Genomic DNA, 14,124 nt, shown 5'->3' with positions numbered 1-14,124 from the left:
AACATGTCGCATATTAATTACAACCACCTGTATTACTTCTGGCACGTTTACAAAGAAGGTTCTGTTGTCGGCGCCGCGGAGGCTTTGTTCCTGACGCCGCAGACCATTACCGGGCAAATTAAAGCGCTTGAAGAGCGTTTGCAGGGAAAATTGTTTAAACGCAAAGGGCGGGGGCTGGAGCCGAGTGAACTGGGCGAGCTGGTGTTCCGCTATGCAGACCGCATGTTCACGCTAAGCCAGGAGATGCTCGATATTGTGAACTACCGCAAAGAGTCTAACCTGCTGTTCGATGTCGGTGTTGCCGATGCTTTGTCGAAAAGGCTGGTGAGCGGGGTGCTGGATGCGGCGGTAGTGGATAATGAACAGATTCATTTGCGTTGCTTTGAGTCGACCCACGAAATGCTGCTTGAGCAGCTCAGCCAGCACAAGCTCGATATGATCATCTCAGACTGCCCCATCGATTCCACCCAGCAGGAAGGGCTGTTCTCTGTGCGTATCGGCGAGTGCAGCGTGAGCTTCTGGTGTATGAACCCGCCGCCGGAAAAACCGTTCCCCGCCTGTCTGGAGGAGCGTCGTCTGCTGATCCCCAGCCGGCGCTCGATGCTGGGACGCAAGCTTCTGAACTGGTTCAACTCGCAGGGGCTGAAGGTCGAGATTCTTGGTGAGTTTGATGATGCGGCGCTGATGAAGGCGTTCGGTGCGGCGCATAATGCGATTTTTGTCGCGCCGACGCTTTACGCGCATGACTTCTATCAGGATGAGACGATTATTGAGATCGGACGGATGGAGAATGTGATGGAGGAGTATCACGCCATTTTTGCCGAAAGAATGATTCAGCATCCGGCGGTGCAACGGATTTGCAATCGCGACTATTCGTCACTCTTCACGACGCCGCAGGCGTAACTGACAGGCATAAAAAAACCCGCTTTCGCGGGTTTTTTTACAAAGCGATAACAAGCAGGCGATTAAGCCAGTTTGTTGATCTGAGCGGTCAGGTTTGCTTTATGACGCGCAGCTTTGTTTTTGTGGATCAGACCTTTAGCAGCCTGACGGTCCACGATCGGTTGCATTTCGTTAAATGCTTTCAGTGCAGTAGCTTTGTCGCCAGCTTCGATAGCTGCGTATACTTTCTTGATGAAAGTACGCATCATAGAGCGACGGCTAGCGTTGTGCTTGCGGGCCTTTTCAGACTGAACGGCGCGCTTCTTAGCTGATTTGATATTAGCCAAGGTCCAACTCCCAAATGTGTTCTATATGGACAATTCAAAGGCCGAGGAATATGCCCGTTTAGCCTTCTTTTGTCAATGGATTTGTGCAAATAAGCGCCGCTTAAAACAACGACGCTTTATTACGTAGTGATGGCGCAAGATTCTACCAGCTTGTTGCTGGCGAATACAGCCTTTCCACCATAAAAATCGCTGGGCCCGGGTAGTTTTTGCCGCATTCCCGCGCTGAGTTGATGAATTCCCGGGATCTTTCGGTTAAGAGGTGCAATCGCTGGTTAACGTCGTCAGTTGTACAAGGTATACTCGGACGATTTTCACTGTTTTGAGCCAGACATGAAGCTGATACGCGGCATACATAATCTCAGTCAGGCACCGCACGGGTGCGTGCTGACCATTGGTAATTTTGACGGTGTACATCGCGGGCACCAGGCGCTGCTGCAGCGTTTGCGCGCCGAGGGCCGCCAGCGTGGTTTACCGGTGGTGGTGATGATTTTCGAACCACAGCCGCTGGAGCTGTTTGCCGCCGATAAGGCGCCAGCCCGTTTAACGCGTCTGCGGGAAAAGCTGAGCTATCTGGCTGAAAGCGGCGTCGACTATGTGCTGTGCGTGCGCTTTGACCGCCGCTTCGCCGCCCTGACCGCCCAGGATTTTATCAGCGAACTGCTGGTGCGCCGTTTAGGCGTGCAGTTCCTTGCTGTGGGTGATGATTTCCGCTTTGGCGCTGGTCGCCAGGGGGATTTCTTGTTATTACAGAAAGCCGGGGCGGAATACGGTTTTGACGTAACCAGCACCCAAACTTTCTGCGAGGGCGGCGTACGTATCAGCAGCACGGCGGTGCGCCAGGCGCTAGCGGATGACGACCTTGTGCAGGCGGAAAACCTGCTGGGCCATCCCTTTACGATCTCCGGACGCGTGGTCCACGGCGATGAGCTGGGGCGTACTATTGGTTTTCCGACGGCGAACTTACCGCTACGTCGTCAGGTTTCCCCGGTAAAAGGGGTCTATGCGGTGGAAGTGACAGGACTGGGCGACAAACCGCTGGTGGGCGTCGCCAACATTGGCACCCGTCCAACGGTTGCTGGCGTTCGCCAGCAGCTGGAAGTGCATTTGCTGGACGTTGTAATGGACCTTTATGGTCGCCATATAGATGTAATACTGCGTAAAAAAATACGTAACGAGCAGCGATTTGCGTCGCTTGATGAGCTGAAAGCGCAAATTGCACGTGATGAGTTAACGGCCCGCGAGTTCTTTGGGCTGGCCAGGCAGGCATAAGCCTGTTGGTGTTTATCAAACCGAAATACGGAACCGAGAATCTGATGAGTGACTATAAATCCACCCTGAATTTGCCGGAAACAGGGTTCCCGATGCGTGGCGATCTCGCCAAGCGCGAACCGGGAATGCTGGCGCGTTGGACCGATGATGACCTGTACGGCATCATCCGTGCAGCGAAAAAAGGCAAAAAAACCTTCATTCTGCATGATGGCCCTCCTTATGCGAATGGCAGCATTCATATTGGTCACTCGGTTAACAAGATTCTGAAAGACATTATCGTTAAGTCCAAAGGACTGACGGGCTATGACTCGCCTTACGTTCCAGGTTGGGACTGCCACGGTCTGCCGATCGAGCTGAAAGTGGAGCAGGAATATGGCAAGCCGGGTGAGAAATTCACCGCTGCTGAATTCCGCGCCAAGTGCCGCGAATATGCCGCTGAGCAGATCGACGGCCAGCGTAAAGACTTTATCCGCCTGGGGGTGCTGGGCGACTGGTCGCGTCCGTACCTGACCATGGACTTCAAAACCGAAGCCAACATTATCCGTGCGCTGGGTAAAATCATCGGTAACGGCCACCTGCACAAAGGCGCGAAGCCGGTGCACTGGTGTGTCGACTGCCGTTCTGCGCTGGCTGAAGCGGAAGTCGAGTATTACGACAAAACGTCTCCTTCTATCGACGTAGCGTTCCACGCGGTAGACAAAGCCGCTGTGCTGGCGAAATTCGGCGTTGCCGATGTCACCGGCCCGGTATCACTGGTCATCTGGACCACCACCCCGTGGACCCTGCCAGCCAACCGCGCCATCTCCCTGTCGCCGGAATTCGACTATGCGTTGGTGCAGGTCGCAGACCAGGCGCTGATCCTGGCGAAAGATCTGGTTGAAAGCGTGATGAAACGCGCGGGTATTGCGGATTACACCATCCTGGCGGCGGTGAAAGGTGATGAACTGGAACTGATGCGCTTTAAGCATCCGTTCCTCGACTTCGACGTACCGGCCATCCTCGGCGATCACGTCACTCTGGATGCCGGTACCGGTGCGGTCCATACCGCCGGCGGCCACGGTCCGGACGACTACACCATCAGCCAGAAATACGGCCTGGAAATTGCCAATCCGGTCGGCCCGGACGGTTCCTACCTGCCGGGGACCTATCCGGCGCTGGACGGTATTAACGTCTTTAAAGCGAACGACATCATCGTCGAAATGCTGCGCGAAAGCGGTGCGCTGCTGCACGTTGAGAAAATGCAGCACAGCTATCCGTGCTGCTGGCGTCACAAGTCGCCGATCATCTTCCGTGCGACCCCGCAGTGGTTCGTCAGCATGGATCAGAAAGGTCTGCGCGCGCAGTCGCTGAAAGAGATCAAAGGCGTGCAGTGGATCCCGGACTGGGGCCAGGCGCGTATCGAATCCATGGTTGCTAACCGTCCTGACTGGTGTATCTCCCGTCAGCGTACCTGGGGCGTGCCGATGTCTCTGTTTGTGCACAAAGAGACGCAGGAACTGCACCCGAATACCCTGGAATTGATGGAAGAAGTGGCGAAGCGCGTTGAAGTTGACGGCATTCAGGCGTGGTGGGATCTCGATTCCCGCGACATCCTGGGCGCTGACGCGGACAACTACGAGAAAGTGCCGGATACCCTGGACGTGTGGTTCGACTCCGGATCTACCCACTCCTCCGTCGTTGACGTACGCCCTGAATTCTCCGGTCACGCCGCCGATATGTACCTGGAAGGTTCTGACCAGCATCGCGGCTGGTTCATGTCCTCGCTGATGATCTCCACGGCGATGAAGGGCAAAGCGCCGTACCGCCAGGTGCTGACGCACGGTTTCACCGTGGATGGTCAGGGACGTAAAATGTCCAAATCCATCGGTAACACCGTCTCTCCGCAGGATGTGATGAATAAACTGGGCGCGGATATCCTGCGTCTGTGGGTCGCATCTACCGATTACACCGGCGAAATGGCGGTCTCTGACGAGATCCTTAAACGTGCTGCCGACAGCTATCGTCGTATCCGTAACACCGCACGCTTCCTGCTGGCGAACCTCAACGGTTTCGATCCGGTAAAAGATATGGTGAAACCGGAAGAGATGGTAGTGCTCGATCGTTGGGCGGTAGGCTGCGCGCAAGCGGCGCAGGAAGATATCCTGAAGGCCTACGAATCGTATGATTTCCACGAAGTGGTGCAGCGCCTGATGCGCTTCTGCTCCATCGAAATGGGCTCGTTCTATCTCGACATCATCAAAGATCGCCAGTACACCGCGAAAGCGGACAGCGTGGCGCGTCGCAGCTGCCAGACCGCGCTGTTCCATATTGTGGAAGCGCTGGTTCGCTGGATGGCGCCGATCATGTCCTTCACCGCAGACGAAATCTGGGGCTACCTGCCGGGTTCCCGCGAGAAATACGTCTTCACCGGTGAGTGGTATGAAGGTCTGTTCGGCCTGGCCGATGACGAAGCGATGAACGACGACTTCTGGGACGACCTGCTGCAGGTACGTGGCGAAGTCAACAAGGTCATCGAGCAGGCGCGTGCCGACAAGCTGGTGGGCGGTTCTCTGGAAGCGGCGGTCACGCTGTATGCCGATGCCGATCTGGCCGCGAAGCTGAACGCGCTGGGCAGCGAATTACGATTTGTCCTGTTGACCTCCGGGGCGACGGTTGCCGATTATGCACAGGCGCCGGCGGATGCCTGGCAGAGTGAACTGCTGAAAGGTCTGAAAGTCGTGCTGAGTAAAGCCGAAGGCGAGAAATGCCCACGCTGCTGGCACTATACCAGCGATGTCGGCAAGGTGGCGGAACACGCGGAAATCTGCGGTCGCTGTGTCAGCAACGTCGCCGGTGACGGCGAAAAACGTAAGTTTGCCTGATGAGTAAATCTGTCTGTTCAACGGGGCTACGCTGGCTTTGGGTCGTTGTAGCCGTGCTGATTATTGACCTGGGCAGTAAATTCCTGATCCTCCAGAACTTTGCTCTGGGGGATACGGTATCGCTGTTCCCGTCGCTTAATCTGCATTATGCGCGTAACTATGGCGCGGCTTTTAGTTTCCTTGCCGATAGCGGCGGCTGGCAGCGCTGGTTCTTTGCCGGCATTGCCATTGGTATCTGCGTGATTCTGGCGGTATTGATGTATCGCTCAAAAGCCACGCAAAAGCTGAACAACATTGCCTACGCGCTGATTATTGGCGGCGCGTTGGGGAATTTGTTTGATCGGCTATGGCATGGTTTTGTCGTCGATATGATTGATTTCTACGTCGGGGACTGGCATTTCGCTACCTTCAACCTCGCCGATACCGCAATTTGTATCGGCGCGGCGCTGATTGTGCTGGAAGGCTTCCTGCCAAAACCTTCGGCGAAAGAGCCGGTGTAAATGTAAATGTCGGGTGGCGCTGCGCTTACCCGGCCTACAGAATTTGTGCCCTTCCGTAGGCCCGGTAAGCGTAGCGTCACCGGGCAAACAGGCGGGCCAAAACAAGCGAGCAATTTGCATGTCTAAATCCGTACAGAGCAACAGCGCGATCCTCGTTCACTTCACGCTGAAACTGGATGATGGCTCAACGGCTGAATCCACCCGCAATAACGGCAAACCTGCCCTGTTTCGCCTTGGCGACACCTCCCTGTCTGAAGGTCTTGAACAACAGCTTCTGGGTCTGAAAGAGGGTGAGAAAAAGGTATTTTCGCTGGAGCCCGATGCCGCGTTTGGCGTGCCAAGCCCGGATCTTATCCAGTATTTTTCCCGTCGTGAATTTATCGATGCGGGCGAGCCGGAAATTGGCGCGATTATGCTCTTTACCGCAATGGATGGCAGCGAAATGCCCGGCGTGATTCGTGAAGTGAACGGCGATTCGATCACCGTGGATTTCAACCACCCGCTGGCCGGGCGCACCGTCCATTTTGATATTGAAGTGCTGGAAATCGATCCGGCGCTGGAGGAGTGAAATGCAGATCCTGTTGGCTAACCCGCGCGGCTTCTGCGCCGGCGTTGACCGCGCTATCAGCATTGTCGAAAACGCGCTGACGCTCTACGGCGCGCCGATCTATGTGCGTCATGAAGTGGTGCATAACCGCTATGTGGTCGATAGCCTGCGCAAGCGCGGCGCCATTTTTATCGAACAGATTAGCGAAGTGCCTGATGGCGCGATCCTGATTTTCTCTGCGCACGGCGTATCTCAGGCGGTGCGTAATGAAGCGAAAAACCGCGATCTGACGGTCTTTGACGCGACCTGTCCGCTGGTGACCAAAGTGCATATGGAAGTCGCCCGCGCCAGTCGTCGTGGCGAAGAGTCGATCCTGATTGGCCATGCCGGTCACCCGGAAGTCGAAGGGACGATGGGCCAGTACAGCAACCCGGAAGGGGGAATGTATCTGGTGGAATCGCCCGATGACGTCTGGAAGCTGGAGGTGAAAAACGACGCCCGGCTGTCGTTTATGACGCAGACCACCCTCTCGGTAGATGACACTTCGGATGTGATCGACGCGCTGCGCGAACGCTTCCCAAAAATCGTCGGGCCGCGCAAAGACGATATCTGTTACGCAACCACCAACCGTCAGGAAGCGGTGCGTGCGCTGGCGGAACAGGCCGATGTCGTGCTGGTGGTGGGGTCGAAAAACTCCTCTAACTCCAACCGTCTGGCGGAGCTCGCTCAGCGGATGGGGAAAGCAGCCTATCTGATTGACGACGCGACGGATATTCAGGAAGCGTGGGTCAAAGAGGCCGCGTGCGTTGGCGTGACCGCAGGCGCATCGGCCCCGGATATTCTGGTGCAGAACGTGATTGCGCGTCTGCAGGCGCTGGGCGGTGGAGAAGCCGTCCCGCTGGAAGGGCGTGAAGAGAATATCGTTTTCGAAGTACCGAAAGAGCTGCGGGTTGATGTCCGTGAAGTAGACTAAGTTCTTTCGCCAGCGAATGTGAGAAGATGCCAGACTTAACGTCTGGCATTTTTTTTGGGAGAAACGATGCGCTTACCGATCATTCTTGATACCGATCCCGGCATTGACGACGCGGCGGCGATCGCCGCTGCGCTGTTTGCCCCCGAGCTCGATCTGCAGCTGATGACGACGGTGGCGGGGAACGTGTCGGTGGAAAAAACCACCCGTAATGCCCTGCAGCTACTGCATTTCTGGCAGGCGAAGGTTCCGCTGGCTCAAGGGGCGTCGATGCCGCTTTTGCGCCCGCTGCGCGATGCGGCCTCCGTGCATGGTGAGTCCGGTATGGAAGGGTATGATTTTGTCGAGCATGACTGCCAGCCATTGCCGAAACCGGCCTTTCAGGCCATTCGCGACGCGCTGATGCATGCTCAGGAGCCCATTACGCTGGTGGCGATTGGTCCGTTGACCAATATTGCGCTGCTCCTGACGCAGTATCCGGAATGTCGCTTTAATATTCGCCGGCTGGTGATCATGGGCGGTTCTGCCGGGCGCGGTAACTTCACGCCCAATGCGGAGTTCAATATTGCTATCGACCCGGAAGCCGCGGCCAGCGTATTTCGCAGCGGTCTGGAGATCGTGATGTGCGGTCTCGACGTGACGAACCGGGCGATGCTGACGCCGGAGTACCTCGCCACGCTGCCCGCGCTGAACAAAACCGGAAAGATGCTCCACGCGCTGTTCAGCCATTATCGCAGCGGCAGCATGAGCAGCGGGCTACGTATGCATGACCTGTGCGCCATTGCCTGGCTGGTGCGCCCCGAGCTGTTTACCCTACAACCGTGCTTTGTGGCGGTGGAAACGCAGGGGACCTGGACATCCGGTACCACCGTCGTCGATATCGAAGGGCGGCTCGGGCAGCCGGCGAACGCTCGCGTTGCGCTGGAGCTGGATGTGGGCGGTTTTCAGCGCTGGGTGGCGGAAGTGTTGGCCCTGGCGCCGTAAGCGGCCTGGCGACCGTCAATTTTCTCGCTCAGATAATCAATCATGGCCCGCATTCTGGCGGGCATATGTTTATTGCCCGACCACAGCAGCCACAGCTGTCCGCTATAGCTACTGATAAACTCCCATTCTGCCAGAACCTGCACGATATCGCCCCGGGCCAGCGCGTCGCGAGCGGTAAACAGCGGCAGGCTGCCGATACCTAAATGCTGCTTCACCGCATCAAGGCGTACGGCAGTATGGTTGGCGGCGTAGCGTCCGTGAGTCTGGATAGTTTCCGTTTTACCCGCCCGTCGGAATTTCCAGCGTGAGTCGGCCGGCGTTTCGCCGAGGCTGATGCAGCTGTGGGCGCGCAGCTCTGCCGGCGTTTGCGGCGTGCCGTGCTGCAGCAAATAGTCCGCTGTGGCGCAGATCACGTGGGTCACCGGCATCAGCGGCTTGCCGTGTAGCCCGGGAGAGGGGCTGTGGGTAATACGCAGCGCCAGATCAATACCATCATCAATCAGATCCAGATAGCGGTCCTCAAGCCGCAGACAGACATCCACGCCGGGGTAGCGGGTGAGAAATTCCGTCATCAACGGGTGAATCACAAAACGCCCGACGGCTTTTGGCACGCTGAGGGTCAGTTTTCCCTGCGCCACCTCCTGCGTACTGCTGGCGGAGTCCATCGCCAGGCGCGCCGATTCCAGCATCTCCTGCGCGTGCGCATACACCGTTTTTCCGGCATCGCTCAGGCGTAATTTACGCGTGCTGCGGTGCAGCAGCTTACAGCCCAGTTCGTGTTCCAGTCGCGAGACGCTGCGACTGACCGCCGAAGGCGTTGCCCCGGAAAGGCGGGCGACGGCAGAAAAACTGCCCTGGTCGACAATTTGCACGAACAGGGCAAGGTCGGGGAGTAAATTGAGATTCATTTGTGCCCATAAAGCAAAAGTGCATTGATGGATGACGGGATTATCGTCATGCGTAATATCAATATACTGTCCTGACAGAGAAGAGGACAACCCCATGACTGAACGTCTTTATTACACCAGCGATGCGACCGAAGGCCGCGCGCGGGTACTGAGCTGCCTGGCCGAAGCCGACGGCCGCTATGCCATTGAGCTGGACCAGACCCTGTTTCACCCGCAGGGCGGCGGGCAACCGGCCGACCGCGGCTGGATTGACGGTATTGCCGTTGAAGGCGTGGTGGCGCGAGGCGACAGCGTCATGCACATTGTCGCACAACCGCTGCCGCCTGGAGAGGTGACGATTCGGGTGGATGACGCTGCCCGGCGTCTGCATTCGCGGCTGCACTCTGCGGGACATCTGATCGGCCTGGCGGGCGAAGGCGCCGGCTGGCATCCCATCAAAGCGCACCACTGGCCTGGAGAAGGGCGGATAACTTTCACCGCCACCGCGCCCGCCATCGTGCCGGAGGCCAGCGCGCTTCTGGCGACGATCGCGGGCTGGCAAGCGGAAAATCTGCCGCGGCATCTGGCTTATGAGGATGGGCTGCGGCAGGTCAAGTTTGGTCCATTACCGGCCTATCCCTGCGGCGGAACGCATGTTGCCAGCCTGTCTGAGCTGGGTGTGGTGACGATCACCCAGGTGAAAATCAAAAAAGGCCAGCTGATCGTAAGTTATACGCTGGAGTGAGCGGCGACGCTGCCGAACTTTTGTGTGATATCAGTTACAAAGTCACCCGGCCCCTCTGAGGTTAATCGATTAATCTGCTAATCTGATCCTGTTGTTCTCCTCGGGCCGGAGACAAATATGAATCCTTCCTTTATTCAGCCACCGCAGGTGGTCTGGGCCAGCGGCGCACTTGCCGATGGCCCGTTGTTACGTAAATCAACGCGCATTGCGGATCTTGCGCGGGTATTCGCCGATGAGCGCGCGCGTCAGGGAATGGTGGGCGAGCTGGTCGTTTATGATGTGGAAATGCTTGATACCTCTTCAGCGGAAGGGGCGCTGTATACCGGCGTCACCCATCTTTATCCCGGGAAGGTGGGCAACGAGTATTTTATGACCCGCGGGCATTTCCATGCCCGTCGTGAACAAGGCGAAGTCTACTTTGGTCTGCGCGGGAGTGGTTTACTGCTGCTGCAAGATGAGCAAGGACAAGCGCGCTTTGAGCAGGTTTTTGCCGGGTCAGTACATATTATTCCGGGGTTTACCGCGCACCGGTTGATTAATACCGGTGGCGATACGCTTTCCGCGCTGGCGGTCTGGCCCGGCGTGGCGGGACACGATTACGCTGCGCTGGCAAACGGCTTTGCGCTGCGGGTCTTTGAAGAGAATCGGACTCTCCAGGTCAAGGCGGTGCAGAATGGCGAAATCTGACGGTTGTTACGGGCTGGATATGGCGATTCATCAGCGGCCGCTGGGTTTTAGCTACGGCAATGATGTCACCGGACCGATGCCGGAAATCCGTCGTCTCGATCAGATTCGCGCTTCTCTGCGCGATCCCCACTGTGAAGGGCCGGAGGAGGTGTATGCCATCGCCATGGATGTGGCGCGGATGCAGGATCGTGAAGAGCTGAAAAAACGGATGCTGCTGTTTGGCGTGGTGACCTATGCCGCCGGGCGACTGGGGGAAGAACCGATTCGCAGTCAGGGACATGTCCATCGCATCAGCCAGCACAGCGGCTGGTCGCCGCCGGAGCTGTATGAAATCTGGCAGGGGAAAGCCATTATCTACATGCAAGAGTACGTGGAGGACGACCCCGGACGCTGCTTTGCGGTCATCGCCGGGCCGGGAGAAAAGGTACTGGTACCGCCCGGCTGGGGGCATGCCACCATTTCGGCGAGCCAGGATGAACCCTTAACTTTTGGCGCATGGTGCGATCGCGAGTACGGTTTTGAATATGATGCCGTGCGCGCCCGAAAAGGGCTGGCCTGGTATCCGCTGCTGCAGGATGAACAGATTATCTGGTTGCATAATTCGCACTATATTCCCGGGCGGTTGCAGGCTATTACCCCCCGGCAGTATACGGAGTTTGGCATTACCTCCGCGCCAGTTTATCAGCAGTTTATTGACGATCCTGCCCGCTTCCAGTTTATCTCCCGTCCGGATAAGACGGCGGAACTATGGCGGAATTTCCATCCATAGCACAACCGGGGCATAGCCCCGGTTTTTTTGACGTTGGGCGGATCTTCACGCGATCCGCTGCGTTCGCCCCGCTCTGCGCGACGCGAGCGGGGCGTTTTCACAACACCATCCGATATCAGCCGGCAAACAGACCGCTCATCACGCCGAGTGCGGCCAGTACCAGCAGCAGCACCATCGCTTTTACCGGTGAAACCCCGCGTTTGGCCATCAAATACCACGTCCCCAGCACCACCACCAGCGGCAGCAGCTGCGGGAAGATGCCATCCAGCATCTGCTGAACGTGAATATTGACCCCGTCTTTGGTGACGAATTCCAGCCCGGTTGCGAGTTTAACGTAGCTTGCCGCAACGCCGCCCATGACGAAAACACCCAGTAGCGACAAGGCTTCACGCAGGCGAGTAGACTGACTGCTGACCAGCATCTCTACCGATCCGGAACCCATTTTGTAGCCTTTGAGAAACAGAAACCACGAGCCGGGAATAATGATGCCCAGCCAGGCGACGGTATAGAACAGCGGCCCGAGAATGCTGCCGCCGGCCGCCAGCGCCATACCGATACTCAGCAAAATCGGGATAAGCATGCCGGGGATCATTGAATCACCGATCCCGGCGATCGGCCCCATCAGGCCGACTTTCAGGGTATTGATCGTTTCACCATCGATCGGTTCGCCGTTGGCTTTTTTCTCCTCCAGCCCCAGCGCCATACCGTTGACGATCGCGCCGATCTGTGGCTCGGTGTTATAGAACGATGCGTGACGGCGCAGCATTTCGGTGCGCTGGGCGGCATCGGGATAGAGTTTTTTCGCCACCGGCAGCATGCTCAGGCAAAAGCCGAAGGATTCCAGGCGTTCAAAGCTCATTGAGGACAGGTTGTGCATCATCCACGCGCGCCAGCAGCGGCGCAGGTCTTTGCGGGTCAGGGTACGTTCTTCCATCAGAATTCATCCTCATCATCGACGACCGGTTTTGCGCCAGTGCTCTGCTGCGGCTCCGGTTTGTAGTTGTAATGGATTAGCGCCAGCAGCGAGCCCACGATCACCAGCGCGACCATATTGAGCTTTAAAAAGACGATGCAGACGAAACCGACGAGAAAATAGATCAGCATGGTGTAGTTTTTGATGATCTGTTTGAGCAGGATAGCGATCCCCACCGCAGGCAGAATGCCGCCCAGCACATTCATCGTCGACAGAATGATTTTGGGCAAACTGTCCATAAAACTACTGATGTACTGCGCACCGAAATAGACGGCGATAAAAGTCGGTACGAAGCGTAAAACGAAGTTCGTGGCCTGGGGCCAGATGGCGCTGTTGAGATAAATTCCGCGTTCGTCGCCACGATCCAGCGCAACATCGGCCCGATGGTTCCAGAAAGAGTTCAGCACCATCATGGCGTTAAACAGAATGGTCCCGGCGATACCGATGGTGGCCGCCAGCGCTACCGCCACTTCCGGCCCTTTTCCTGACAGGATCCCGAGGGCGATGGCCGGGTAAGCGACAAAGTTAAGGTCGGCCGGCATCGACCCACCCGGTGTCACCATGGCGATATAGACGGCCTGGACCGCCACGCCGATCATAATGCCGGTTTTCACATCGCCGAGAATAAGCCCGACCAGCATGCCGGAAACCAGCGGCCGGGTGATCAGATACCAGCCGCCGGTCAGCCCTAAAAGCCAGGGGCTACTGAGGGCGCCCAGATAGCAAAGAAAGCCTATCAATGTCGCTTCGATAATCATCATCCGCTCCTTATTTCAGCTTCTGCCGGGCGTCCTGCCAGCTGTAACAGCCGGCATCCGGGACCAGGCGGAACTCAACAAGATGTCCGTGCTGCACCAGCCAGTCAAAGGCGGCTATCTCCTCCGCGTTGACCGATTGATTCGGGCCAATGGTTCGGGTATCGGCGCGGGCGCTCATTGGACCAACGTTAATTTTGCCGTTGGCATTTTTCAGGCTGATACCGGCTTCTTCGATGCGCTGGAGCGTAACGGGGGATTTGCCAATCACGAAGTAACGCTTATCGCTGGCGATCACTTTGGGCAATTTTTCGATAGCTGTCGCGGTATCGAACAGCCAGACTTTGGTGTCCTGGACCGCGCCTTTCATCACTGATGAGAGCAGCGGATCGGCCGCGACGGCGTCGTCAATGGCGACGATACCATCGCAGGGCAGCTCTTTGGCCCAGCGTGTCACGAGCTGCCCATGAATAACGCGGTCGTCGATACGTACAAAAGAGATACTCATAGCGGTTTCCTTTAAAAATCATCGGACTGAACGGATATCGTCGGGGCAGCCATGACCAGTGTCGGTACGGTTAACGCCAGCAGCTGTGCGGCAGCATCGTGCACATCCGTTAAATGGTGAACCTCGTCGCTTTGCAGCAGCATCGGGAAATTGACTCCCGCCACGACGGCGACCGGGGGGATCGTCTGAGTGGAAAACGCGTGCTGGCAGGCGATGTTCCACGGCGTACCGCTTTGCATATCGCACAGTACCAGCACGCCATCGGCGTTTTGCCCGGCGCTGGCCAGCGTGCGGGCGAAATCCTGTCTGAAGCCTTCAATGCCAGCCTGCTCGTCGAGCGTCACGGCGAAAACATGTGGTAATTCGCCGTAAACCATGCGGCCGCTTGCAAGCAGGGCGTTCGCCAGCGGGCCGTGGGTGGCAACAATTACGTTGATCAT

At 57.1% G+C, this 14,124-nt stretch carries 16 protein-coding genes and 1 pseudogene; 11 read left to right on the top strand and 6 right to left on the bottom strand.

Features of this window, described 5'->3' with window-relative positions; genetic code table 11:
* The first annotated feature begins 3 nt into the window (after positions 1–3).
* Positions 4–903, top strand: a complete 900-nt coding sequence (nhaR, locus tag AC007G_RS16680) for a transcriptional activator NhaR (protein ID WP_479466630.1) — start codon at positions 4–6, stop codon at positions 901–903.
* A gap of 62 nt (positions 904–965) precedes the next feature.
* Here the strand turns inward: nhaR and rpsT are convergent, their stop codons facing one another.
* A complete protein-coding gene (gene rpsT, locus AC007G_RS16675; protein ID WP_003018940.1) occupies positions 966–1,229 on the bottom strand; it encodes a 30S ribosomal protein S20 in 264 nt (87 codons plus the stop codon).
* A gap of 119 nt (positions 1,230–1,348) precedes the next feature.
* On the opposite strand from rpsT, the pseudogene AC007G_RS16670 reads away from it, so the two are divergent.
* The 7 genes and pseudogenes from AC007G_RS16670 to rihC form a co-directional block, all read left to right on the top strand.
* Positions 1,349–1,552 (top strand): annotated as a pseudogene (locus AC007G_RS16670) (DUF2575 domain-containing protein); the annotation flags it as partial.
* 7 nt (positions 1,553–1,559) lie between these two features.
* The gene (gene ribF / locus AC007G_RS16665; protein WP_004857719.1) at positions 1,560–2,498 is read left to right on the top strand and encodes a bifunctional riboflavin kinase/FAD synthetase; all 939 of its coding nucleotides are present in this window, start codon (positions 1,560–1,562) and stop codon (positions 2,496–2,498) included.
* A 44-nt stretch (positions 2,499–2,542) separates the two neighbouring features.
* Positions 2,543–5,359 (top strand): isoleucine--tRNA ligase, encoded by a 2,817-nt coding sequence (ileS, locus tag AC007G_RS16660; RefSeq protein WP_032697301.1) that lies wholly within the window; start codon positions 2,543–2,545, stop codon positions 5,357–5,359.
* On the top strand, positions 5,359–5,859 hold the full coding sequence (lspA, locus tag AC007G_RS16655; RefSeq protein WP_032689540.1) for a signal peptidase II: 501 nt from the start codon (positions 5,359–5,361) through the stop codon (positions 5,857–5,859). The genes ileS and lspA overlap by 1 nt, the downstream gene beginning before the upstream one ends.
* Before the next feature lie 118 nt (positions 5,860–5,977).
* On the top strand, positions 5,978–6,427 hold the full coding sequence (gene fkpB, locus AC007G_RS16650) for an FKBP-type peptidyl-prolyl cis-trans isomerase (protein ID WP_032689539.1): 450 nt from the start codon (positions 5,978–5,980) through the stop codon (positions 6,425–6,427).
* A gap of 1 nt (position 6,428) precedes the next feature.
* Positions 6,429–7,379 (top strand): 4-hydroxy-3-methylbut-2-enyl diphosphate reductase, encoded by a 951-nt coding sequence (ispH, locus tag AC007G_RS16645; RefSeq protein WP_032689538.1) that lies wholly within the window; start codon positions 6,429–6,431, stop codon positions 7,377–7,379.
* Between the two features lie 66 nt (positions 7,380–7,445).
* Complete coding sequence (gene rihC, locus AC007G_RS16640) at positions 7,446–8,360, top strand: ribonucleoside hydrolase RihC (RefSeq protein ID WP_142630981.1); 915 nt, start codon at positions 7,446–7,448, stop codon at positions 8,358–8,360.
* Here rihC and AC007G_RS16635 read toward each other — a convergent pair.
* Positions 8,321–9,268: a LysR family transcriptional regulator gene (locus AC007G_RS16635; RefSeq protein ID WP_032697302.1), complete on the bottom strand. Its 948-nt coding sequence runs from the start codon at positions 9,266–9,268 to the stop codon at positions 8,321–8,323. The genes rihC and AC007G_RS16635 overlap by 40 nt on opposite strands.
* Before the next feature lie 94 nt (positions 9,269–9,362).
* Here AC007G_RS16635 and AC007G_RS16630 point away from each other — a divergent pair, with 94 nt between their 5' ends.
* The 3 genes from AC007G_RS16630 to AC007G_RS16620 all read left to right on the top strand — a co-directional run bounded on the left by AC007G_RS16630 (position 9,363) and on the right by AC007G_RS16620 (position 11,448).
* Entirely contained in the window at positions 9,363–9,992 is a 630-nt protein-coding gene (locus AC007G_RS16630) for a serine-tRNA(Ala) deacylase AlaX (RefSeq protein ID WP_046853112.1), read from the top strand.
* A gap of 117 nt (positions 9,993–10,109) precedes the next feature.
* Positions 10,110–10,679, top strand: a complete 570-nt coding sequence (locus AC007G_RS16625; protein WP_032689535.1) for a glucose-6-phosphate isomerase family protein — start codon at positions 10,110–10,112, stop codon at positions 10,677–10,679.
* Positions 10,666–11,448, top strand: coding sequence for a glucose-6-phosphate isomerase family protein (locus AC007G_RS16620; protein ID WP_032689534.1), 783 nt, complete (start codon positions 10,666–10,668; stop codon positions 11,446–11,448). The genes AC007G_RS16625 and AC007G_RS16620 overlap by 14 nt, the downstream gene beginning before the upstream one ends.
* Positions 11,449–11,563: 115 nt before the next feature.
* Here AC007G_RS16620 and AC007G_RS16615 read toward each other — a convergent pair whose 3' ends face one another.
* Genes AC007G_RS16615 through AC007G_RS16600 form a run of 4 tightly spaced genes read right to left on the bottom strand, consistent with a single transcriptional unit; the run spans position 11,564 to position 14,124 of the window.
* Positions 11,564–12,382: a PTS system mannose/fructose/sorbose family transporter subunit IID gene (locus AC007G_RS16615; RefSeq protein WP_099973342.1), complete on the bottom strand. Its 819-nt coding sequence runs from the start codon at positions 12,380–12,382 to the stop codon at positions 11,564–11,566.
* Positions 12,382–13,179, bottom strand: a complete 798-nt coding sequence (locus AC007G_RS16610) for a PTS mannose/fructose/sorbose/N-acetylgalactosamine transporter subunit IIC (RefSeq protein ID WP_004857742.1) — start codon at positions 13,177–13,179, stop codon at positions 12,382–12,384. The genes AC007G_RS16615 and AC007G_RS16610 overlap by 1 nt, the downstream gene beginning before the upstream one ends.
* A 10-nt stretch (positions 13,180–13,189) precedes the next feature.
* Positions 13,190–13,684, bottom strand: a complete 495-nt coding sequence (locus tag AC007G_RS16605) for a PTS sugar transporter subunit IIB (RefSeq protein WP_032689531.1) — start codon at positions 13,682–13,684, stop codon at positions 13,190–13,192.
* Between the two features lie 11 nt (positions 13,685–13,695).
* Positions 13,696–14,124: a PTS sugar transporter subunit IIA gene (locus AC007G_RS16600; RefSeq protein ID WP_032689529.1), complete on the bottom strand. Its 429-nt coding sequence runs from the start codon at positions 14,122–14,124 to the stop codon at positions 13,696–13,698.

Source organism: Klebsiella sp. CSG-1, assembly GCF_056521145.1.
This window is presented reverse-complemented; position numbering and strand designations above follow the sequence as displayed.

Bases quoted from the DNA above. Each gene is read 5' to 3' on its own strand.
- ribF (WP_004857719.1), top strand. From the start codon at position 1,560: ATGAAGCTGATACGCGGCATACATAATCTCAGTCAGGCACCGCACGGG.
- AC007G_RS16620 (WP_032689534.1), top strand. From the start codon at position 10,666: ATGGCGAAATCTGACGGTTGTTACGGGCTGGATATGGCGATTCATCAG.
- AC007G_RS16635 (WP_032697302.1), bottom strand. From the start codon at position 9,268: ATGAATCTCAATTTACTCCCCGACCTTGCCCTGTTCGTGCAAATTGTC.
- AC007G_RS16615 (WP_099973342.1), bottom strand. From the start codon at position 12,382: ATGGAAGAACGTACCCTGACCCGCAAAGACCTGCGCCGCTGCTGGCGC.
- nhaR (WP_479466630.1), top strand. From the start codon at position 4: ATGTCGCATATTAATTACAACCACCTGTATTACTTCTGGCACGTTTAC.
- fkpB (WP_032689539.1), top strand. From the start codon at position 5,978: ATGTCTAAATCCGTACAGAGCAACAGCGCGATCCTCGTTCACTTCACG.
- AC007G_RS16625 (WP_032689535.1), top strand. From the start codon at position 10,110: ATGAATCCTTCCTTTATTCAGCCACCGCAGGTGGTCTGGGCCAGCGGC.
- AC007G_RS16600 (WP_032689529.1), bottom strand. From the start codon at position 14,124: ATGATCAACGTAATTGTTGCCACCCACGGCCCGCTGGCGAACGCCCTG.
- AC007G_RS16605 (WP_032689531.1), bottom strand. From the start codon at position 13,684: ATGAGTATCTCTTTTGTACGTATCGACGACCGCGTTATTCATGGGCAG.
- AC007G_RS16630 (WP_046853112.1), top strand. From the start codon at position 9,363: ATGACTGAACGTCTTTATTACACCAGCGATGCGACCGAAGGCCGCGCG.
- AC007G_RS16610 (WP_004857742.1), bottom strand. From the start codon at position 13,179: ATGATTATCGAAGCGACATTGATAGGCTTTCTTTGCTATCTGGGCGCC.
- ispH (WP_032689538.1), top strand. From the start codon at position 6,429: ATGCAGATCCTGTTGGCTAACCCGCGCGGCTTCTGCGCCGGCGTTGAC.
- ileS (WP_032697301.1), top strand. From the start codon at position 2,543: ATGAGTGACTATAAATCCACCCTGAATTTGCCGGAAACAGGGTTCCCG.
- rihC (WP_142630981.1), top strand. From the start codon at position 7,446: ATGCGCTTACCGATCATTCTTGATACCGATCCCGGCATTGACGACGCG.
- lspA (WP_032689540.1), top strand. From the start codon at position 5,359: ATGAGTAAATCTGTCTGTTCAACGGGGCTACGCTGGCTTTGGGTCGTT.